Origin of the sequence: Butyricimonas sp. Marseille-P2440 (assembly GCF_900091675.1) — a bacterium.
Lineage (GTDB): Bacteria > Bacteroidota > Bacteroidia > Bacteroidales > Marinifilaceae > Butyricimonas > Butyricimonas synergistica.
This window is the reverse complement of sequence record NZ_LT594610.1, coordinates 1,694,220-1,715,721: the sequence shown is the minus strand read 5'-3', so window position 1 is coordinate 1,715,721 and position 21,502 is coordinate 1,694,220. Positions and strand designations below refer to the sequence as shown.

Genomic DNA, 21,502 nt, shown 5'->3' with positions numbered 1-21,502 from the left:
TCATATGAATAAGACGGTTTATTTTTTAGGTTCGGGTTTTTCAAAAGAGGCGGGTGGTTTGGTTCAGAATGAGATCATCGAGATGATTCTGGACGAGAATTTCACGCGGGATGACGAACGGTTGATCCGGGCAAGAGATAATTTTATAGGTTTTTTGAAAGAAGAATTGCATATTTACGAGGATCACTATTGTAAAGTGCAGTTGGAGGACGTGTTCACGCCTATTGACCGTTGTATTTGGGACGGGCTTTCTATCGGGCGTTACAGTTCGCGGGCGCTGGTGGAGTTGCGGGAGGAGTTTAATGCGCTGATGGGTGCGGCGGTGAATTACAGTTTCAAGAAAAACGAGGCTTGCGGCGATTATATCGACGAGTTCGCGGAATATATCAACGGGATTGCCCGACGGCGCATGGAGGACGGGGAGGATCGGGTGTCGGTGATTACCACGAACTGGGATGTGTTGTTCGATCATGCTTTGAAACGGGCAATAGAGAGCGGTCACCCGGAGAAGTTGAGCGTGGTGGATTACTGCTGTTACGTGAGTTCGTGGGAGGCAAACGACAATACAATCAAGCCGGGATTGCTTGCTGTGGGATACGGTGGGTATAATATCAAGCTGTTGAAGCTGCACGGTTCGATGAACTGGTTTCAATGTCCCCTGTGCCAGCGTATGTACGTGCGTTTCGGCGAGGAGATCGCTATCATGAAAGCGGCATATTGCCGTCATTGCCGCAAGAATTACGGGATGCCGGATATTAGTTCGATCAAGTTACAGAGTAATTTGTTGTTGCCGACTTACTTGAAGAACTTGAGCAATATACAGATGAAGCTGGTATGGCAGAACGCCGCAATCGAGTTGTCGGAGGCGAAGCGTATCGTGTTTATCGGTTACTCCCTGCCTGCAGCTGATTTTGAAATCCGGCAATTGTTGGCACGCATGATCCGCCCCGATGCGGAGATACAAGTGGTGCTTTATCCCCACAGTGCTAGCGTGGAAGCGGAAGCCGAACGTTACAAGAACTTTTTTGGTAGTCGGGTGACGGAACGGGATATATTCCGGTTGACGGTGCCGGAGTACGTGAAGAGTTTAAAGTTTAAAATTTAGAGTTTTAAAATGGGAAAATATTGGCTAGTGCGGTTGGAATCTAAAATTTAAAATAAAAAGTGGTATTTATACCCTATCACGAGTGTTGGGAATACTTTACTTTTGTACATATGAAGAAATGTACAATTCAAGGAGTGAAGATATGACACGTTATCATTTAGAATCAGCGTGCTGTGGAACATCTTTCGAGGACGGGCAATGGGAATTGGAATGTCCCAACAAGGATGGTGCGGCTTTGATTTTTGCGAATTACGCGGAACGTCAATTTGAAGTGAGAAATGATTTACCTGGTATATACAAGTATGCCAATTGGTTGCCGATTTGCCGGATATTAGAGGGTTCGGGGGCGCCCGTGACTTTTAAGAGCGAGGGGTTGGCAGAATACCTTGGGCTGTCAAATCTATATATCACGTTCAACGGTTACTGGCCGGAACGGGGTGCGTTGATGAAAACAGGCTCGTTCAAGGAATGTGAGGCATACGCCGTGTGTGCCCGCACGAACCGGAACAGTGATAAGATTATGGTGGTCGCCTCTGCTGGGAATACGGCGAGGGCTTTCGGAAGGGTGTGCTCGGAGAACGGTATCCCATTATTGCTGTGCGTGCCGGAAGATAATCTGGATTCGATTTGGGCTGACGAGCCGTGGAATGATTGCGTGAAGTTGGTTTGTGCGGCATCGGGATGTGATTATTTTGACGCAATACATATTTCCAATATTATTTGTGAGATGGAATACTTCTATCCCGAGGGAGGAGCCAAGAATGTGGCTCGCCGTGACGGGATGGGAACGACCGTGTTGTCTGCCGTGCAGGAGATCGGGCGTATTCCGGATTATTATTTCCAAGCCGTGGGGAGCGGAACGGGAGCGATTGCTGCTTGGGAAGCAAACAAGCGTTTTATCGCAGACGGGCGTTACGGGAAGAACTTGATGAAATTGATGGTTTCACAGAATATTCCTTTCACGTTGATTTATGATTCATGGAAGGCTAATTCACGGGCTTTGATTGATGTGGATGAGAACACGGCACGCGAGCAAGTGAAAGAGATGTGTGCCAAAGTATTGTCCAATCGGAAGCCTCCTTATTCGTTGAAAGGCGGACTTTATGACGCATTGGTGGCAACGGGTGGCGACGTGATGCTGGCTACGAACGAGGAAGCCATGAAAGCGAAAGAGTTATTCGAGAAACTCGAAGGTATAGATATAGAACCGGCTGCTGCCGTGGCTACCGCTACTTTGATGCAAGCCGTGAAGGAGCAACGGGTGGAGGAAGATGCCGTGATTATGCTGAACATCACGGGCGGAGGTATCGGGCGGTACAAACAAGAGTTTAAGCCCGTGCAACAGAAGCCTCATTTGGTATTCCCCGTGAATCCCGACCCGGAGATGGTGAAGAAGCAAGTACGGGAGTTAATTGGAAGGTAAAAAGGTCTGTAAAGTCCATAAAATCATGGGTGTCTTTCGGATTTTTTTATCGGCAGCTAGAGCTGCTGAGAGCAAAGTGCCCCGCAGTGGTCTATTGACCTTATAGACTTTACAATCTTACGGACTTTATAAACTAAAAAGGCTTGTCTTGAACAAGCCTTTTTCTTATCTTTGAGGTTTGAACGTGAAATTATGAATGTATTCAAGGAACACAAGGGTATAGAGTTATTCCGGCGGTATCGACTGGAAATTGTACGCCGGGCAGATTGTCTGTTAGATTTGGATTACCATTACATGGTGTTGCGCCGGGATTACGGGAATCGTTTCATTATCACGGAGTTTTTGCAGAAAGCCCTGTCTATTCTAGTCGTTTCGTTCAATCGTTTTATAAAAGACGCCTGCACGATCTCGGCTTCCGCCCTCACGTTTTATTCTGTGTTGGCGTTTATTCCCTTGATGGCGTTGGCATTCGCTATTGCCACGGGATTTGGGGCGGACAAATCTCTTGAAAACGAGTTTTTGCAGCGTTTGGGTGACAACCAAGAGTTTGCCCATCAGTTGCTGGGATACGTGAACGGGGCTATCAAGAACGCTAAAGGCGGGGTTGTGACGGGAGTCGGTATCGTGATTTTGCTTTGGGCGGTCATTCGGGTGCTGAATAGCACGGAAATGACGATGAACCGCATCTGGGGGGTGCGCAAGGGACGGAATCTGAGGCGGATGTTCACGGATTATTTCTCGATTATTTTTATCGCCCCGATCTTGATGATCTTGATAAGTAGCGTGAACGTTTTCATGACTTCCTCTTATTGGCAGGAGAACTTCCCGTTAATCAGTTCTTTTTTGACGATGTTTATCAAGTTGCTGCCTTACTTGCTGGTGTGGATGCTGTTTATTTTCCTGTATATGTTTATGCCGGCTACCCCGGTGAAGTTCAAGCACGCTTTCGTGGCAGCGATGATCGCGGGCACGGCTTATCAAGTGATACAATGGTTTTACATCCGTTTCCAAATTGGGGTAAGTTCTTACAACACGATTTACGGTAGTTTGGCGGCGTTGCCCTTGTTGCTGGTGTGGTTGCAGTTGAGTTGGAGTGTCGTGTTGTGGGGGACGGAGTTGTGCTATATATTCCGAAACCGCCATTTCATGTATAGGAACGAGTTGCTGGGGGACGAGGCATGGATGGAAACGCTGGAATGTGCCTTGAAGATTATGAAATACGTGGCACGGGTGTACATTAACGGGGAGGGAGGTCCCAGCCTCGGGATGATTAACAAGGAATTGAAGATCAACACCGGGAAGCTTCGTTTGGTGCTTCAGGAGCTGGTGGATTTGCATCTTTTGGTGGAGGCAAAGGAAGATGAGGATTATTTTTATTACCCGGCTTTTGATTTGCACGCCATGTCTGTCGGGGATATTATTATACGTTTTTCACGGGTTCACGAGAGCCGGAACGAGATGTGGAAAAAGCAATTCACGGAAGCCATTCAAAAAGGTTTTGCCGGGGATACCTTGGTTTGATTCGTTTGGGACGTGTGCTCGTGTACGATGGACGGGTGCAATCGAAAAATATGAGTCTGTAACGTACAGAGCCGTAGGTATAATTGATTTTTTTGATTAAAAAGCCGGGGCGGAATGTAGCATTTTTTTGCATATTCCGTAAAACTTTTATATATTGTCGAACAAATTGAATGCAGTATGAGGAAAAGAATCGATTTAGAGTACATTTTCTCATCGTCGGTAAGTATATTGTTCTCTCGTCTAAGTACCGCGCCGGGTCTAGCGGAGTGGTTTTCCGATGATGTGAAACATGATGGGAATATTTTCACCTTCGGGTGGGATGGTGTTGATGAGCAAGCCGAGCTTGTGGCTATGAAGAAAAATTCGTTTGTACGTTTTAAGTGGTTGGATGCGGACGATGAAGATGAATTTTTAGAGTTTTCTCTGCACGTGGAACCTTTGACGGAAGAAGTGGCTTTAATTATCACCGACTTCGTGGATAGTGACGAGGAGGGTGACGAGATCGAGTTGTGGAATAAACAAATCGAGATGCTTCATCGGACGGTAGGAGGGTGATGCGCGAAGCACGTTGAGTCTGTAAAGTCCGTAAAGTCACAATTGTCTTTCGGACACACTTGTCGGCAACTTTGTTGCCGTGGACAAAGCGCCCGCAGGGTCTATTGACCTTACAGACTTTATAGACTTTACGGACTTTATGGACTATTTTCGGTAGAATTTTTTTATCTTTGTAAATTCATTCGTGAAGAGTTAGATAGAAAAATAAGAAAACCAATATAAGGTGCTAAAGATGAAGAAGCTACACCTGTACATGCTGAAAAGCTTTGTCGGTCCTTTCGTGGCGACGTTTTTTATTAGTATGTTCGTCCTGATTATGCAATTCCTGTGGCGATATATAGATGATCTCGTGGGAAAGGGATTGGATGCGGACGTGATTATTCAGTTATTGTCATACGTGTCGTTGACTTTGGTACCGATGGGGTTGCCTTTGGCGGTGCTTTTGGCTTCAATCATGACTTTCGGGAGTTTGGGGGAAAATTACGAGTTGACAGCGTTGAAGGCGGCAGGTATTTCCCTTTACCGTATTATGCAGCCGCTCATCGTTTTAATTATCGTGTTCACGATCGGTGCTTTTTTCTTTTCTAATAACGTGCTTCCTTATGCGAACTTGAAAGCGAGTACTTTACTTTATGATATTAAAAAGCAAAAACCGGAATTGTCGTTGAAAGAGGGGATGTTTATTAATGACATAGAGGGGTATAGTATCAAAGTGGACAAGATAGACAAGAAGGATGGGATGATGTATAATATGTTGATATATAGCCATCCGAAAAACGGGCGTAGGGGTAATTTTGAAACGACTATCGCGGATTCCGGCATCATGAAAGCCAACGCATCCGGCAATTTTATGGAAGTGCAGTTGTATAACGGGTATACTTACACGGATGAGGGGGGAAAGTCGGGAAACAAGGAAACGTATCCTTTCCGGAGGGTGAAGTTTGATAAGCAGTTCTTTGTGATCCCGCTGGCGGGGAACGAACTGCAACGTTCCGATGATGATTTGTTCAAGGATAGTTACGGGATGCTGAATATTGTGCAGTTGGAGACGGCTGTCGATTCTTTACAGAAACGATTGAATATTCAGAAACAAGGTACTCTTGACAGGATGCGGAATGATAATTATATGGTGAAGAAGAATCGGAGTCCACAGAGGGATAGCGTGTTCCGGGAGGAAACGGGTGAACAGGTGAAGGATTTGGATAGTTTGTACCAGCATTTTGATATAGAGGAACAGAAAAAAGCCGTGGATGAAGCCGTGAAACTGGCAAAAGGGGCACAAGAGAATTTGCGGTATAACGTGCAAGTGTATAACCGGGACGAAGCTGGTATCCGCAGGTATAATATAGAGTGGCACCGGAAGTTCACGCTTTCATTTGCTTGTTTTATCTTTTTCTTTATCGGAGCGCCTCTTGGGGGGATTATCCGGAAAGGAGGATTGGGAGCACCCGTGGTGGTGTCGATATTCTTGTTTATCATGTATTACATTATATGGATGATGGGAGAACGGGCTGCCCGCGAGGGAGCATTGGAGCCGTGGCAGGGAATGTGGATTTCATCTGTGGTGCTTTTGCCGTTGGGGGCGATATTGACTTACACGGCAATGACGGATTCTGCCGTGATGAGCAGCGAGTCTTACATGAATTTTATCAAGAAAATTATCGGGTTCTTTAAAAAGAAAAAGAAGGATGCGTAAGTTGAGAATCGTGTATATGGGAACGCCGGATTTTGCGGTGTATCCTTTGCAAAAGTTATTGGAAGCCGGGCAAAATATCGTGGCGGTAGTGACGAACCCGGATAAACCCGCGGGACGGGGACAGAAGTTGCAGGAATCGGCGGTGAAGAAGTTTGCCGTGGAACGGGGATTGCCAGTGTTGCAACCGGAGCGTTTTCGTGACGAACAGTTTCTGGCGGAGTTGAAGGCGTTGGAGGCGGACTTGCAGTTGGTGGTGGCGTTCAAGATGTTGCCGGAGGTGGTGTGGAATATGCCACCGTTAGGTACGGTCAATTTGCACGCTTCTTTATTGCCCGATTACCGGGGTGCAGCGCCAATTAATTGGGCGGTGATGAACGGGGAGCAATACAGCGGGGTGACGACTTTTCTTTTGAAACACGAGATAGACACGGGAAATCTGATATTCCAACAACGGGTGGATATTAGCGACACGATGACAGCCGGAGAGTTGCACGATCAATTGATGTGTGCCGGGGCTGATTTGTTGGTGAAGACGGTGGAGGCGATGGCAGCGGGGGATTATCCCTTGCAGGAGCAGGTCGGTTTGCTGGCAGGACGTGAACCGAAGCACGCCCCGAAGATTTTCAAGGAGGACATGAAGGTCGACTGGCTCCGGGATTTGGATACGGTGTACAATCATATTCGGGGCTTGGCGCCTTTCCCGGCGGCTTGGACGGAATTGAGACATAAGGGAACGGGAGAGTGTGTTTCCATGAAGCTGTTCGCTGTCGAGCGAATGCCGGGAGAAAGTGACGGGAAGGTGAGGCTGGTTTCCGACGGGAAGAAGGTATTGGATGTTCACGTGAAAGGCGGTGTGATCCGGATTAAAGAATTGCAATTGTCCGGAAAGAAACGGATGAGGGTAGAAGAGTTCCTGCGAGGATTCCATATCGAAGAATATTCCTTATAATATTTCGCGTATGCATATCGGGCGAGATAAGATACGAAGACCGATGCTGAGAAGATGGATCGGGGGGAGTATGTTACTTGCCTTGCTTGTCGGTTGGTGGTTTTTCTTACCCGACCCCTTGTTTCGTGTACCTTATTCCACGGTAATTCTTGACCGGGATGATGAGATTATGGGAATGACGGTTGCCGAGGACGGGCAGTTTCGGGTGTCCGGTCGGGGGCATTTGTCAGCGAAGTACGTGGCGGCTTTGCTTTGTTTCGAGGATAAGCGCTTTTGGGCGCACGAGGGCGTCGATCCTTGGGCTATAGCCAGAGCCTTGTTTCTGAACGTGCGAAGTGGTTCGGTGGTAAGCGGGGGAAGCACGCTGACTATGCAGGTGGTGCGGTTGTCACGGGAGAATCCGCCCCGGACGATCCCGGAGAAAATACTGGAAATGTTCCTGGCGTTGCGGTTGGAACAGAGTTTCAACAAGTGGGAGATTCTGAATATGTACGTGGATCACGCTCCTTTCGGGGGAAATATCGTGGGTATACAGGCGGCGGCACTCAAGTATTTTAACCGTCAGCCAGACGAGTTGAGTTGGGCGGAAGCGGCTCTCCTTGCGGTATTGCCGAACGCTCCGGCTTTGATGTACCCGGGAAAGAATATGCCGGAATTGAAGGCGAAAAGGGACAAGCTGTTGCGGGAACTTAGTGAAACAGGGTATTTTGGAGAAGATGATCTGGCGGTTGCCACGGCAGAACCATTGCCCGAACGGATATACAGCCCGGAATGTATCGCACCGCATCTATTGGCGAAAGCCTACAAGCAGCGGAGGGGACAAATTAATCCGACCTTTATTGATGCCCGGTTACAAGAGAGGGTGAACGAGATTGTGGCGAGGCATATCGACGTGCTGAAACATAATCATATCTATAATGCCGCAGTGCTGGTGGCGCATATCCCGACTGGGGAGGTGAGGGCTTACGTGGGGAATAGCCCTAAAGTACGGGAGAATGGAGGAAATCAAGTAGATATTATAACTTCCAACCGTAGTTCCGGTAGTATTTTGAAGCCGGCTTTGTACGCATTGATGCAGCAATCGGGGTATATCTTGCCGGGGTGTATCGTGTCGGATGTGCCTTCTCGTTTCGGCGGGTACACGCCTTCTAATTTTAACAAGGAGTTTCAAGGAGTGGTGCCTGCCGCTAAAGCTCTGTCCATGTCTTTGAATATCCCGTTTGTTCGTTTGCTGCGGGAATACGGGGTGGAGCATTTTTACGACGATTTGAAGAAGATGGGGATTACCACGCTGAACCGGAGGGCGGAAAATTACGGGTTGAGTCTTATCCTGGGAGGGGCGGAATGCAAGCTGTGGGACGTGTGTAATATGTACGGGGGAATGGCTTCTATATTGAGGCATTACTCGGAATGCGACGGAGCTAGTTTCGACCATGAGTTCCGGCGTTTGCGAGTGTGGGGCGATGAGCGGGCGGATAGTACGGAGATACGACAGAATGTGGTGACAGCTTCGGCGGTATGGTTGACTTTTAAAGCCTTGCGGGATGTGGAACGACCGGATCTGGAGTCCGGGTGGAAGAATTTTGCATCATCCATGAATTTGTCGTGGAAGACGGGAACGAGTTTCGGGTTCCGGGATGCTTGGGCTGTCGGGGTGAACCCGGAATATGTGGTAGGAGTGTGGGTTGGCAATGCGGACGGTGAAGGACGACCCGGTTTGATCGGGGTGAGGGCTGCCGCTCCTATCTTGTTTGAAGTGGCTTCTTTATTGCGAACGGACGAACATTTTTTTATGCCCCGTGAGGAATTGGTTGAAACGGCGGTATGCCGCAAGAGCGGTTATCGGGCTTCCGATATATGCCCGGAGAGGGATACCGTGTGGATTGCCCGTGCCGGGGAGAAGACGGCTGTCTGTCCTTATCATCGGTTGGTGAATCTGGATTTGGCGGGAAAGTTCCGTGTCGATTCGGAATGCGAGTCTGTCAACCGGATGAAAATAGAGCCTTGGTTCGTGTTGTCGCCCGTGCAGGAGTGGTATTATGCCCGTACACACGCGGATTACAAGAAATTGCCGCCCTATCGTGCGGATTGCCAGCGGGGACAGGATGACGTGATGGAGATGATCTACCCGCAACGGGGGCTAAGGGTGTTTATACCCAAAGATTTGGGAGGTGTCGTGAGGGGCGTGATCTTCGAGATGGCTCACCGGGAGCCTTCGATGCTGGTGTACTGGCATATTGACGATCAATTTTTGGGAACGACCCGTTATCACCATCAATTGGAGGTCAATGTGTCTCCGGGACGACACGTGTTGCACCTCGTGGATGCCAAAGGAAATACGCTGCGACAGGGGTTTGTGGTGGTGGATGGAAGCGAGGATTGGAAATAGATTATTTCTTTAATGCTTCTGCTGTATCGAATATCTTTTGTAGTCCTTCAGGAATTTGTTTGTAATAAATGTAATTCATATAATTTAGATCGTGGTTATGTCCTTTAAATATGAATACATGGAGATTTTCTTTATGAAGGCGTTCAAATTCATTTTTGATTTCATATACTTTTTCGACAGGAGTATTGGCATCCGAGTCTCCGTGAAAGATGTAAATAGGGATGTTTAGACGCGGTAATCTGGTTTTATTGGTTTCTAGTGCAAAGTGTTCTTTCAGCCAAGCGGAGGTTACTCTGAAATAATTATTCCATATGTATTCGTCATCATTATTTGTTATGGCGCTAAGGAGTTTTTCATAAGTTGTATGGTTCAATAAACCAAAGTCTTTCTGTGAGATAACTCCGTCTTTATCGAGATCAAGATCATCGAATCTTGCGTTCCGTAAAATTTGTTGTCTCCCGTATGTCGCAATTTTACTTGTATCCGTGTATTCTTCCCGGGTAAAAATATTATCGTTATTCTTGTCGAAGAAGCTTTTGAGATTTATGATAGAACTAGCTCCTGAAAATTGCCATTTTATAATATCGCTTAAATTATCATGCGCATAACCTTGCAGGAATAATCCGTTAATGTTTACTTTTTGACGGTCGGCAACAATACTGGCAATCATTGTACCTTCACTGATTCCATACAGGATGATGGGGGCTTTTTTTAATTGTTTGTTTTTCTTGAGTTTCTTGATAACGGTTTCGATATCAATAGCCTCGGTGACGGGCAGGTATTTTTTGTATTTCTCCCTGTCAATTTTATCGAAATAAGGAGCATCTTCTCCAAGATCGACCCCTCTCCGGTTATAGGTAAACAATGCAATACCTCTTTTATTGAATTGTTCTGCGAATAAGTCCACGTAATTGAAATCATAGTTCCCGAATTTCCTATGATTCATATAGGTGTTCGGACCTGTGCCGGGAATCAATATAATAAGTTCTTTTATTTCATCCTGCGTGGGTAGGAATAGTTTACCGGTTAGTGTATCTCCGTCCGATAATTTGATCTTTATTATTTGTGCCGAGCAAATGAAGGATGAAATACAAAATATGGGAATTAGTAAGAACGATTTTTTCATGGTGATATAATTGTAAAAAAATATCTAGGAGGCAGATTTATATCCACCCCCTCTAACTTCTCCAGAAGGGAGTTTAGAGTTTAAAGTGAATGACTCGGTGATTTCGTGATTTAATGCTTCCCGAAGCATTAAATCACGAAACTTTTATTGTCTGTTTACATCCCTGGAGCTCGCTTGTGCTGTCGGCATGATTTGGATGTCGTTCAAGCAGATGTGAGCGGGGCGGGTAACGGCAAAGACGATGGTGTCGGCGATGTCTTCTCCGGTAAGCGGGGTAATGCCCTTGTAAACATTGTCGGCGGCTTGTTGGTCACCTTTATAACGAACCACGGAGAATTCGGTTTCTACCATACCGGGGGCAATGTTGGTTACTTTGATGTTATGTTTCAACATATCGATCCGCATTGCCTTGGAAAGTGCATCAACGGCGTGTTTGGTGGCGCAGTACACGTTACCGCCGGGATAGACTTCCTTGCCTGCCACGGAAGCGATGTTCACGATGTGTCCTCTGTTGTTCTTTATCATCAAGGGGGCTACTTCGTGCGTGATGTAAAGTAAGCCTTTCACGTTTGTATCGATCATGCGTTCCCAATCATCCAGTACCCCATCCTGTATCGGGGAGGTTCCCACGGCAAGACCGGCATTATTCACGAGAACATCAATATTTTTCCATGCGTCCGGAATGTTGGAAATAGCGTTGTGTACTTCTTGTTGGTTACGAACATCGAATTGGAGAGCCAGTACATTTATGCCTTTTGTTTTCAATTCTTTTTCAAAAGCCGTTAAACGGTCACCCCGGCGTCCGGTGATGATGATGTCATATCCGATTTCAGCCAATTTGTGGGCTGTTGCTTTTCCGATACCGGAAGTAGCTCCTGTGATTAATGCTATCTTGCTCATATGTATATTTATTTAAAAATCTGTTGTGCGAAGGTAGGGGTTAATTGAATCATTTGAAAATTTGGAAATATAAAAATGAGTCCGGTCTTGGAATTTTTCTTACTTTTGGGTTTTAGTTTTTTAATTTCAAGTTGAAATTTAAAAGTTACAGTTTGGCAGGTTACAGGTTGCAAGTTTGTTTCTTGCTAATTTGAACTTGTAACGTGTAACCTTGTAACTTGTAACATGGCAAAGCCATTTGAAATTATGTATCAAGAGATAGAATTGAGAATAACGCCGGAGGAGGCACATGATAAGGATATTGTCAATGATTTGTTGGCAAGGAGATTGCACGTGGAGAAAGAGCGCATTGTGCACACGGAGATTTTGCGTAAATCGATAGATGCCCGCCAGCGCAGGGTGGTGATTCAGTTGAAGGTGGGGGTCTACACCGACCGGGTTGAACAGAGGGAGAGGGAATTTGTGCCACAGTATAAGGATGTATCGCAAGCGGAACCCGTGGTTATCGTGGGAGCCGGTCCGGCAGGGTTGTTCGCTGCATTGCGGTTGATTGAACGGGGAAAGAAACCGATCGTGTTGGAGAGGGGAAAGCGTGTGGAGGATCGGAAGCTGGATTTAAACCGTTTGTACAAAACCGGGATCGCCGATACGGATTCCAATTACGGTTTTGGTGAGGGGGGAGCCGGTACATTCTCGGACGGGAAGTTGTTCACGCGTTCCAAGAAACGGGGTAATGTGAATCGTATTTTGGAAATTTTGGTACATCACGGGGCTTCGGAGAATATATTGATAGATGCGCATCCACACATCGGTACGGACAAGTTGTCGCGGGTGATTGTAAATATTCGTAAGACCATAGAGCAGTATGGCGGGGAAGTCCGGTTTAACAGCCGGGTAACGGATATTATCATAGAGGAGAATAGGGTGAGAGGGGTGATTGTCGGGGATCAAGAGATCCGGGCGAATAACGTGGTTCTAGCCACGGGACATTCAGCCCGTGATGTGTACCGTATGCTGCACGCCCGTTCCGTGTTGATGCAATCGAAAGAGTTTGCCGTGGGGTTGCGTTTGGAACATCCGCAGGAGTTGATAGATCGCATACAGTATCATAACCCGCGAGGAAGGGGGGATTTCCTGCCTGCCGCGGAATATAGTTTCGTGACTAATATTGACGGTCGGGGGGTATATTCTTTCTGTATGTGTCCGGGAGGGGTGGTCGTTCCGGCGTGCACGGGACCGGAACAACAGGTTGTGAATGGGATGTCGGCTTCGGGGCGGAACACGGCATGGGCTAATTCCGCTATGGTTACTTCCATCGGTGAGGCGGAGTTGGTCAGGATGAATTATAACGGTTTATTTGCCGGAATGGAGTTTCAAGAGGATTTGGAGCGCATGGCATGGGAAGAAGGAGGAAAGAATTTGTATGCTCCGGCACAGCGTTTAACTCATTTCTTACGGGGGCATTTGAGCGAGAATTTGCCCCGGACATCTTATAAACCGGGAGCGCGGGCTACTTTATTCGGTGAATGGTTACCGGAAGTAGTGTCTCGGCGCCTCTGCACGGGATTGGAACAATTCGGGAAGAAGGCGAGAGGTTTCATCACGGAAGAGGCGGTTTTGCTAGGTGTGGAGAGCAGGACTTCTTCACCATTGAGGATTCCCCGGGAGGCGGAAAGTATGGTTCATCCGGAAGTCGCTGGGTTGTACCCGTGTGGCGAAGGAGCCGGGTATGCGGGGGGGATTGTGTCCGCCGCAATGGACGGAGAAGGGTGTGCAGAGGTGATTTGTTAATGAAAAGGGACTATGTTGCGACTTCGTAGCTAGGGGCGGATAAATTTGCTTTGTTTTTTTCGTAAAAAATTTGCTTTAATCAAGAAAATACCTACATTTGTCGACATATAGAAAATTTTATTAGTTCTAATCCTAAAACTATCGATTATGAATAAGGCTCAATTAATTGATGCAATTGCTGAAAAGGCTGGTTTGACTAAAGCAGATTCTAAAAAGGCACTAGAGGCTTTTGTTGCTACTGTTGGTGAATCTTTAAAGGGTGGAGACAAAGTAGCGTTAGTAGGTTTCGGTTCTTTCTCTGTATCCGAGAGAAGCGCTAGAAGCGGAAGAAATCCACAAACTGGAAAGACAATCCAGATTGCGGCAAAGAAAGTGGTGAAATTTAGAGCTGGTGCTGAATTGGAAGGCCAACTATAATTACCATTTGAAGATAAAAGGAGGGTGTTTTTTACGACACCCTTTTTTTATTTGTAAAATTTATGATCTTCATAAGGAGGATAAAGTTCGTATTGTTCATTAAATTTCATATTTTTACCTTATAAAATTTATGAATCTTGAAATTCTATAAGCTGTTTATATGCATTCAATTAGAGAGCAAGTTGAGTATTTGAGCGAGTTCGTGACGGACTACAAGAACGATTTATTCGAGAGATTGGTAAACGAGCGGATAAGTTATGTTACCATGGTGTTGGAAGATTTGTATCAAGAACACAATTGTAGCGCAGTACTGCGTTCTTGCGATTGTTTCGGGATTCAGAACGTGCATATTATTGAAGGAGAGAATCATTTTCATGATAATTCGGAGATTTCCATGGGGGCATCCGAATGGTTGACGATACATCGGCACAAACATAAGGAAAATAACACGATAGAAACAATTGAAGCGTTGCGAGCCCAAGGGTATCGGATCATCGCAACCACCCCTCACGAGCGGGATACCTATATTGACCGGTTGAATCTTCACGCGGGGAAAATGGCTTTCTTCATGGGGACGGAATTGACCGGGCTGTCGGATGAGGTGCTGGCGAGGGCGGATGAATTCGTGAAAGTACCCATGTACGGGTTCACGGAAAGCTACAACGTGAGCGTGTGTGCGGCTTTGCTGATGTATAGTGTCGTGCAGAGATTGCGGCAGACGGATATTGATTGGCATCTGTCGCGGGAGGAACGGGACAACGTGTTGTTTGCGTGGTATAAGAAGTCAATCAAGGCGTCGAAACAGATATTGGAACGGTTTAATCAGAATCAGTAGGTTATGTATTATTTGAAATGTAAGCATTGTAATCATCTCAACGAGGTAAAATCGGAATACATGATGGTTTGCGGTTTATGTAACCGGAAACTGGAAGATAATTTTAAGGATTGGAAAACACGCCATCCGGAGAAAACATTCGAGGATTTTCAGAAAGAGGTATGTTTGACAGAGGAACAGGTGAAGAAAGGTGACCTGTCGAAACCGGAAGGGAAGAAAAATAAAAAAGGAGTCATTGCCGCGGGCATCGGGGCTTTGTTGATGGTTTTGTTTATTGTCCTTCTGATCAGTGAATTCTCGAAAGCGTATAAGGCTCAGGTGGGGGACACGGATATGCCGGTGCTGGAACAACAATGGTACATGGGGACGTATGCCGGTGGTGTTTCTTTGGCAACCCCCAAGGCAATGAAATCTGTTGGGAATGCGATACGAGGCAGGTTGCCGGAGGAGGTGAAGGCTTTGATGAAGGAAATGGATGGTTTTGCTTATAACGGTTACGGGGCAGAGATCATGTTGATGTTTGCGGAGTACGTCCCGGAGGTGGGGCAGGCTGACTTGGACGGGGCTGCAGAAGGAGTGTTGAATAACGTGAAGGGGCAGCGGGGTGTATTCGATCTGAAAAATGACAAGGCATACGTGCAGATGGGCGATATGACAGGGATCGTCATGCAGGGGACATACGTGAAGGGGGGTACGGAATACGAGTTTCGGATCACGATGTATGTCGACGGCTTGAAACTTTATCAGCTCGTTTCAAGTAATAAGAAAGGTGACGATATTGCCCGGGGTGTTGTCCGGCGGATAAACGATTCGTTTAAAGTAGCCGGGCATGAAGAATTAAAAACAGAATAGAGATGAACGAGAAAGTGTATTTTTTGGAGCAATTCGACGATATAAAGATATTGCGTTATGATGTTCCCGCGTTTGACGGTCTGACGTTGCGGGAGAAAATGTTTGTTTATTACTTGAGCCGGGCGGCTTTGGCTGGTAGGGATATCCTTTGGGAGCAAAATAACAAATATAATCTGCGTTTGCGGAAGGTGATGGAGAAAATCTTGCGGGATTATAAAGGCGACCGGGAAACCGAAGAATTTGAGGCTTTTTTGGTTTATGCCAAGAAGGTATTTTTTGCGAACGGGATACATCATCATTATTCGATGGAGAAATTTACTCCCGGTTTTACTCCCGAGTATTTTAAATCGCTTCTCCGGGCTGCCGGGGAAGAAACGGCTTATGGGGAGTTGGAACGGGTGCTTTTCGATCCGGAGTATATGGCAAAGCGGGTGGTGTTGGACGAGGGGAAAGATCTCGTGCAGGCTTCTGCGAATAATTATTACGAGGGAGTGACGCAAAAGGAAGTCGAGGCTTTCTACGGGGAGAAAAAGAAACAGGATGAATTGATTTCGTGGGGACTGAATTCCACGCTTGTGCGTGACGAACAGGGGAATTTGCGGGAGGATGTATGGCATATCGGGGGAAAGTATAGCGAGGAACTTGCCCGTATTGTCAAGAATCTGGAGAAGGCAGGCGAATATGCTTGCAATGAGCATCAGAAAACGATTATCGATTTGTTGATCCAATATTATCGGACGGGTGACCTTTCTCTTTTCGATCGCTATTCGATAGAATGGGTAAAGGAGAGTGCCGCTCCGATTGATTTTATAAACGGTTTTATTGAAGTGTATGGTGATCCGCTGGCGTATAAGGCAAGTTGGGAGTCCGTGGTACAGATCATGGATGAAGAGGCTTGCAAGCGCACGCGCAAATTGGCGGACAATGCCTTATGGTTCGAGCAAAATGCCCCGATAGACGAACGCTTTAAAAAGAAAGAGGTTGTCGGGATCACTGCCCGCGTGGTACAGGCGGCAATGTTGGGCGGGGATTGTCATCCGGCTACGCCTATTGGTATCAATCTCCCGAATGCCGAGTGGATACGGGAACGTTACGGGAGTAAATCCGTCACGCTGGATAATATCACGTATGCCTACAATCAAACTTCTTTGACTTCCGGCGTGCTGGACGAGTTCGCGTTCTCGGAAGAAGAGAAGGAACTCGTGCGGGAATACGGTTATCTGGGCGGCAATGTACACACGGATTTGCACGAGTGCCTCGGTCACGGTTCCGGCAAGATGCTTCCCGGCGTGGGACAGGAGGCTCTGAAGAATTATTATTCCACGATAGAAGAAACAAGGGCAGACTTGTTCGCTCTTTATTATATCATGGACCCGAAACTCGTGGAACTGGGTGTTATTCCTTCTTTGGAGGTGGCAAAAAGTGAATACTGCAATTATATACGCAATGGGTTGATGGTGCAACTTACCCGGGTGAAATTAGGGAGTAATCTGGAAGAGTCGCATATGCGCAACCGTCAACTGATAGCCTCCTGGGTGTACGAACGGGGAAAGGCGGCGAACGTGATCGAGCGTGTCGTGCGGGAGGGAAAGACTTATTTCACGATACGGGATTACGCGGCATTGCGGCAGCTGTTCGGGAAACTGTTGGCTGAAATCCAGCGGGTGAAGTCGGAAGGGGATTTCGCGGGTGCCCGTGATTTGATTGAGGGTTATGGTGTCCGGATCGATCCCGTCTTGCACGAGGAAGTTTTGGAGCGTTACCGTAAATTGAATGTTGCCCCGTATGCCGGATTCGTGAATCCCGAATATAAATTGGTCGAGAAAGAGGGGAAGATTGCGGATGTGGTGGTCGAGTACCCGACGGATTTCTTGGCGCAGATGTTGAAATACGGGGAGATGTACTTGTAAAATGATATTTATGTTGCCAATAATACTTGCTAATATTATATTGCCATTGACTGATCCGGTATTGAAATTTCTGTTGATACTGGTTATTATTCTGGCAGCCCCGTTGTTGCTGAACAAGTTGAGAATTCCCCATTTGTTGGGATTGATTATCGCGGGTGCGGTGATCGGTCCTAACGGGTTCAATTTGGTGCTGCGGGATAGTAGCATCATCCTTTCCGGGACAGCCGGGTTATTGTATATCATGTTCTTGGCGGGTTTGGAAATTGATTTGGGGGATTTTAAAAAGAATAAATGGAAGAGTCTAACTTTCGGGATGTACACGTTTCTGATACCCATGGCATTGGGAACGGCTGTCGGACTATACGTGTTGGATTTCTCCATGTTGACATCCGTTTTATTGGCAAGTATGTTTGCTTCCCACACGCTGATCGCTTACCCGATCGTCAGCAAACTGGGAATCACGAAGGATAAATCTGTCGGGATTACCGTAGGGGGAACCATGATTACGGATACGTTGTCATTGTTGGTATTGACGGTTATCGTGGAGATGGCTGTCGGGAAAATGGACGATTGGTTCTGGTATCGTCTGGCGGCAGCGGTTGTTATATTCTTTGCTTTCGTGATGATCGTGTTTCCTTTGGTTGGGCGTTGGTTTTTCAAGCGGTGTGACGACAATATCTCGCAATATATCTTTGTACTGGTCATGGTGTTCCTGGGGGCATATTTGGCTGAGTTAGCCGGGCTGGAATCTATCATCGGGGCTTTCCTTGCCGGGATGGCGCTCAATCGCTTGATTCCGTCGACCTCTCCCTTGATGAATCGGGTGGAGTTTGTGGGGAACGCTATTTTTATACCCTTTTTCTTGTTGGGGGTAGGAATGTTGATAGACTACCGGGCTTTCTTCACGAATATAGAAACGATCAAGGTGGGTGCGGTGATGATCGTGGTTGCCACCGCGGCGAAGTATGCCGCGGCGTGGTTGACGCAGAAAACTTTTCGCCTGACGATCGATCAGCGGCGAGTCATTTTCGGGTTGAGTAACGCCCAGGCAGCGGCGACATTGGCGGCGGTGATGGTGGGATACAACGTGATTTTGGGAGAAACTCCCGATGGCGAGCCTATCCGCCTGTTGAACGAGAGCGTGTTGAACGGTACCATACTGATGATATTGGTTACTTGCACGATGGCTTCTTTCTCCGCGCAAAAGGGGGCACATAATATTGCCATGGCGGACTCGTCCGGCGATAAGGAAGATATCGACGAGCACAAGGAGCGTATATTGATCCCCGTGTCTTATGAAAGGAACGTGACGGAACTGGTGAACCTGAGTACGGCGATCAAGTCGAAGAGAAATAAAGACGGTCTGTTTGCCTTGAACGTGATCGACAATAAGGTGTCGGACGAAAAGGCTTCCAAACAGGCGAGGAAGGTGCTGAATATGGCGGTAACGACGGCTTCCGCGACAGATAACAAGCTGAACGATTTGTTGCGTTACGATCTGAACGTGGTGAATGCGATCATCAGCGTCATAAAGGAACAAAACATCACGGATCTTGTGTTGGGATTGCACCAGGGAAAGCGGGCTACTTCTTCGTTTCTGGGGAATATGACCGAGGGTATTCTGGGACAGAGCAACGTGACGACGTTGGTGTATCGCCCGATGCAACCCATTGCTACCGTGAAGCGTCATTTGGTGGTCGTTCCCGAGCAAGCGGAGAAAGAAGTCGGTTTCTCCATGTGGGTGAATAAAATCTGGAATGTTATTCAGAACACGGGCGGCAAGGTCGTGTTCTACGGGACGGAAACCACTTTAGGATACTTGAAGGATATTTATAAAAAGCGTCCGATAGAAGCCGAGTTCACAACCTTTGAGGATTGGGACGATTTCCTGATTATCTTCCGGGAAATAAAGGACGATGATATGTTGTGGGTGGTGATGAGCCGGAGAGAACGGATCTCGTACCACGCTAGTATGAATCGCATCCCGAATTATCTGAACAAGTATTTTCAGGTGAACGGCTTCGTGTTGATATTCCCGATGCAGGCGGGAGAAACGGATAATCGATATTTGGTTTGATCTGAAACAGTCTTGAAAGGAGAGTGTTTATACTGAAGAACCGGAGAGGAACCGGGGAAGAATCGAGGTAATCGTCTTTCACTGTCGTGTCGGGGGCGTTTGCGCTCCTATGTTTCTATATAAAAGATTATAGAATGTCTACGGCAGAAACGGAGATACAACGGAGGATAGGTATGATTTGGGTGAATCTTCTTTGGGTTTATAGTGGGTTCTCTGTATGTTCAGTGTACTAAAAATTTGGACTGTCGGCTAATGTTTTTTTGGGCGCAGAATGAAATCAGGAGATGTAATATAAAGAAGGGGGTATCCGACTTTTCGGATACCCCCCTTCATCAATGTTTATGTTTAGGCGAATTAATTGTATTGCATCATGGCTGACGTGTGTTTGTAAATGATATCGACGACTTCGCCATATCCTTCAAATTCCTTGTAGATGGTTGGATTACCTTCCGTCATGATGGAACTTCTGGAAGCATCAACAAAATGGACTTTGCCGCCTGCCGTACCGATAGCGATTCCAGTATAACCGAACATCGTGTAGCCTTCATTGAAACTCAATGCCGTGATGGAGGTTCCTGCATTAAAGAATACAGTTGTCTTATTCGTGTTCACTTGATAACAATATAGGATATCGTTATTCACGCCACCCGAGAAGAATAGGTAGTCGCCGGAACGGTGGCATAAGAATTTTGTTTTAGCGGTGATTTGGTCCCCTTTAGGGAATTCTTTTAATATGTCACTCGTGGGATTTATGTCTAATTTTCCTATGGATGAGGGAGGCATATTGCATGATTGTATCCAATATTTACCGCTCGCATCCTTTAGAATGAAATAGAAGTAGGCATCCCCCCAGCTTGTCATCAGGTCGTCCTTGTAGGGACAGGCGTATACTAGATCATATTCTCCCAGGTTGTCTAACGGCACGTAATTGTCCGGCCATTCTCCCGTGCTTGAAGATACGATAGCCATTCCCGCCCGATTCCTTCCAGCCATGGAAACCAAAACAAAGCGTTTGTGTTCCGGGGTAGCGTCATATGCCAATATCGTGTTTGTCATCGCGGAACCAGCCGGCTGAGCAAACAAGGTGATCTTTCCGCCGCTAACGCCATTAGACACGTCAATACTCATGGGGACGTTACTGTATGCGTTGGATTGGAATGCATCTGAAACTGTAATCATCCGGTTGTACAGGTTACCGTCGCTATTTAATATCAGGTTTATTCTCTCGTTGTAGCACACGTCTATCGGCTCGAATACCGCGGGGATTTCTTCGTTTACAAATTCATGTCTTGTCAGGATGACTTTCTTTAGTGTTACCCCGTCCAGTTCTAACGGACCTTGCCCGCCGCGTTGGATAACCAAAACTTGGTCGTTGGCTGTGTAACCGGAAGAAAAGTGTTGTATTAATTTCACGGGTTCGCACCCCATATCTTCTCCTTCGTGGAATTGTTTGTATAATTCCTTCTCGTTCCAGTATTCAAATCCGTCCGGTTCTTCCCCGCTTCCGGGTACTTTTATGAACCCAAGGCGGGAAGTGTTGCCGTCCTTGTAAAGAACCATGAAGCCGGTTTTGTAACGGGTTTCCACGCGAAGGATAAATGAATGAGCATGCGTGTAGGAGATGTTTGTTCTTTCGTCCGTCAAGTACAGGGTCACGTAGAAGTCTTTGATTTCCGGGAACACGTATTTCAACACTTTATCGTGCGAGATGGTGTCTTTGTCCACGACCCACGTGTAGGTGAAATACGGTTCGTCTTCCGGGTTTTGCCATGTGATTTTCGGTTCCAAGACAAATTCTGTTCCCTCGATACAAGAGGCTCCCGAACCTGAGGAACTCGGTAGTTCTATTGTGACCAAATCTTGCGGCAAATAATTGTAATTTCCGTCATCGTCCACGCACGCGCCTAATCCCCAAATGAACCAGGCTATAAATAATATCATTAATTTTTTCATACT

16 protein-coding genes are annotated in these 21,502 nt (G+C 46.8%); 13 read left to right on the top strand and 3 right to left on the bottom strand.

The features are described 5' to 3' along the window. Positions 1-4: 4 nt before the first annotated feature. The 7 genes from BN8899_RS18265 to pbpC all read left to right on the top strand — a co-directional run bounded on the left by BN8899_RS18265 (position 5) and on the right by pbpC (position 9,638). Positions 5-1,105, top strand: a complete 1,101-nt coding sequence (locus BN8899_RS18265; RefSeq protein ID WP_018336068.1) for an SIR2 family protein — start codon at positions 5-7, stop codon at positions 1,103-1,105. Between the two features lie 142 nt (positions 1,106-1,247). Next, positions 1,248-2,528: a cysteate synthase gene (locus BN8899_RS18260; protein ID WP_065220807.1), complete on the top strand. Its 1,281-nt coding sequence runs from the start codon at positions 1,248-1,250 to the stop codon at positions 2,526-2,528. Positions 2,529-2,720: 192 nt separating this feature from the next. Next, positions 2,721-4,049 carry a YihY/virulence factor BrkB family protein gene (locus BN8899_RS18255; RefSeq protein ID WP_065220445.1) on the top strand — a complete coding sequence of 443 codons (1,329 nt, stop codon included), beginning with the start codon at positions 2,721-2,723 and terminating at the stop codon, positions 4,047-4,049. Between the two features lie 177 nt (positions 4,050-4,226). Then, positions 4,227-4,604 carry an START-like domain-containing protein gene (locus tag BN8899_RS18250; RefSeq protein WP_018336071.1) on the top strand — a complete coding sequence of 126 codons (378 nt, stop codon included), beginning with the start codon at positions 4,227-4,229 and terminating at the stop codon, positions 4,602-4,604. A 232-nt stretch (positions 4,605-4,836) separates the two neighbouring features. Then, on the top strand, positions 4,837-6,300 hold the full coding sequence (locus tag BN8899_RS18245) for an LptF/LptG family permease (protein ID WP_018336072.1): 1,464 nt from the start codon (positions 4,837-4,839) through the stop codon (positions 6,298-6,300). Beyond that, the gene (gene fmt, locus BN8899_RS18240) at positions 6,293-7,249 is read left to right on the top strand and encodes a methionyl-tRNA formyltransferase (protein ID WP_065220444.1); all 957 of its coding nucleotides are present in this window, start codon (positions 6,293-6,295) and stop codon (positions 7,247-7,249) included. The genes BN8899_RS18245 and fmt overlap by 8 nt, the downstream gene beginning before the upstream one ends. Positions 7,250-7,259: 10 nt before the next feature. Next, positions 7,260-9,638 (top strand): penicillin-binding protein 1C, encoded by a 2,379-nt coding sequence (gene pbpC, locus BN8899_RS18235; protein WP_231932420.1) that lies wholly within the window; start codon positions 7,260-7,262, stop codon positions 9,636-9,638. 1 nt (position 9,639) lies between these two features. Here the strand turns inward: pbpC and BN8899_RS18230 are convergent, their stop codons facing one another. Both BN8899_RS18230 and BN8899_RS18225 read right to left on the bottom strand, forming a co-directional pair. Then, positions 9,640-10,545: an alpha/beta fold hydrolase gene (locus BN8899_RS18230; protein WP_148375527.1), complete on the bottom strand. Its 906-nt coding sequence runs from the start codon at positions 10,543-10,545 to the stop codon at positions 9,640-9,642. 363 nt (positions 10,546-10,908) lie between these two features. Next, on the bottom strand, positions 10,909-11,664 hold the full coding sequence (locus BN8899_RS18225) for an SDR family NAD(P)-dependent oxidoreductase (protein WP_018336076.1): 756 nt from the start codon (positions 11,662-11,664) through the stop codon (positions 10,909-10,911). 246 nt (positions 11,665-11,910) lie between these two features. On the opposite strand from BN8899_RS18225, the gene BN8899_RS18220 reads away from it, so the two are divergent. The 6 genes from BN8899_RS18220 (at position 11,911) to BN8899_RS18195 (ending at position 19,546) form a co-directional block, all read left to right on the top strand. Further along, positions 11,911-13,455 (top strand): NAD(P)/FAD-dependent oxidoreductase, encoded by a 1,545-nt coding sequence (locus BN8899_RS18220; RefSeq protein ID WP_065220442.1) that lies wholly within the window; start codon positions 11,911-11,913, stop codon positions 13,453-13,455. Positions 13,456-13,602: 147 nt separating this feature from the next. Continuing rightward, positions 13,603-13,872 carry an HU family DNA-binding protein gene (locus BN8899_RS18215; RefSeq protein WP_018336079.1) on the top strand — a complete coding sequence of 90 codons (270 nt, stop codon included), beginning with the start codon at positions 13,603-13,605 and terminating at the stop codon, positions 13,870-13,872. A gap of 160 nt (positions 13,873-14,032) precedes the next feature. Beyond that, positions 14,033-14,707: a TrmH family RNA methyltransferase gene (locus BN8899_RS18210; protein ID WP_065220441.1), complete on the top strand. Its 675-nt coding sequence runs from the start codon at positions 14,033-14,035 to the stop codon at positions 14,705-14,707. A 60-nt stretch (positions 14,708-14,767) separates the two neighbouring features. Then, positions 14,768-15,559 (top strand): hypothetical protein, encoded by a 792-nt coding sequence (locus BN8899_RS18205; protein WP_018336081.1) that lies wholly within the window; start codon positions 14,768-14,770, stop codon positions 15,557-15,559. A gap of 2 nt (positions 15,560-15,561) precedes the next feature. Next, complete coding sequence (locus BN8899_RS18200) at positions 15,562-17,469, top strand: dipeptidyl-peptidase 3 family protein (RefSeq protein WP_065220440.1); 1,908 nt, start codon at positions 15,562-15,564, stop codon at positions 17,467-17,469. Between the two features lies 1 nt (position 17,470). Continuing rightward, positions 17,471-19,546, top strand: a complete 2,076-nt coding sequence (locus BN8899_RS18195; protein ID WP_187376949.1) for a cation:proton antiporter — start codon at positions 17,471-17,473, stop codon at positions 19,544-19,546. A 354-nt stretch (positions 19,547-19,900) separates the two neighbouring features. Here the strand turns inward: BN8899_RS18195 and BN8899_RS18190 are convergent, their stop codons facing one another. Continuing rightward, complete coding sequence (locus tag BN8899_RS18190) at positions 19,901-21,499, bottom strand: PKD-like family lipoprotein (RefSeq protein ID WP_065220439.1); 1,599 nt, start codon at positions 21,497-21,499, stop codon at positions 19,901-19,903. Positions 21,500-21,502: the final 3 nt, after the last annotated feature.

Bases quoted from the DNA above. Each gene is read 5' to 3' on its own strand.
- BN8899_RS18225 (WP_018336076.1), bottom strand. From the start codon at position 11,664: ATGAGCAAGATAGCATTAATCACAGGAGCTACTTCCGGTATCGGAAAA.
- BN8899_RS18265 (WP_018336068.1), top strand. From the start codon at position 5: ATGAATAAGACGGTTTATTTTTTAGGTTCGGGTTTTTCAAAAGAGGCG.
- BN8899_RS18255 (WP_065220445.1), top strand. From the start codon at position 2,721: ATGAATGTATTCAAGGAACACAAGGGTATAGAGTTATTCCGGCGGTAT.
- BN8899_RS18260 (WP_065220807.1), top strand. From the start codon at position 1,248: ATGACACGTTATCATTTAGAATCAGCGTGCTGTGGAACATCTTTCGAG.
- BN8899_RS18245 (WP_018336072.1), top strand. From the start codon at position 4,837: ATGAAGAAGCTACACCTGTACATGCTGAAAAGCTTTGTCGGTCCTTTC.
- BN8899_RS18200 (WP_065220440.1), top strand. From the start codon at position 15,562: ATGAACGAGAAAGTGTATTTTTTGGAGCAATTCGACGATATAAAGATA.
- BN8899_RS18210 (WP_065220441.1), top strand. From the start codon at position 14,033: ATGCATTCAATTAGAGAGCAAGTTGAGTATTTGAGCGAGTTCGTGACG.
- BN8899_RS18190 (WP_065220439.1), bottom strand. From the start codon at position 21,499: ATGAAAAAATTAATGATATTATTTATAGCCTGGTTCATTTGGGGATTA.
- BN8899_RS18250 (WP_018336071.1), top strand. From the start codon at position 4,227: ATGAGGAAAAGAATCGATTTAGAGTACATTTTCTCATCGTCGGTAAGT.
- BN8899_RS18220 (WP_065220442.1), top strand. From the start codon at position 11,911: ATGTATCAAGAGATAGAATTGAGAATAACGCCGGAGGAGGCACATGAT.
- BN8899_RS18205 (WP_018336081.1), top strand. From the start codon at position 14,768: ATGATGGTTTGCGGTTTATGTAACCGGAAACTGGAAGATAATTTTAAG.
- fmt (WP_065220444.1), top strand. From the start codon at position 6,293: ATGCGTAAGTTGAGAATCGTGTATATGGGAACGCCGGATTTTGCGGTG.
- pbpC (WP_231932420.1), top strand. From the start codon at position 7,260: ATGCATATCGGGCGAGATAAGATACGAAGACCGATGCTGAGAAGATGG.
- BN8899_RS18215 (WP_018336079.1), top strand. From the start codon at position 13,603: ATGAATAAGGCTCAATTAATTGATGCAATTGCTGAAAAGGCTGGTTTG.
- BN8899_RS18195 (WP_187376949.1), top strand. From the start codon at position 17,471: ATGATATTTATGTTGCCAATAATACTTGCTAATATTATATTGCCATTG.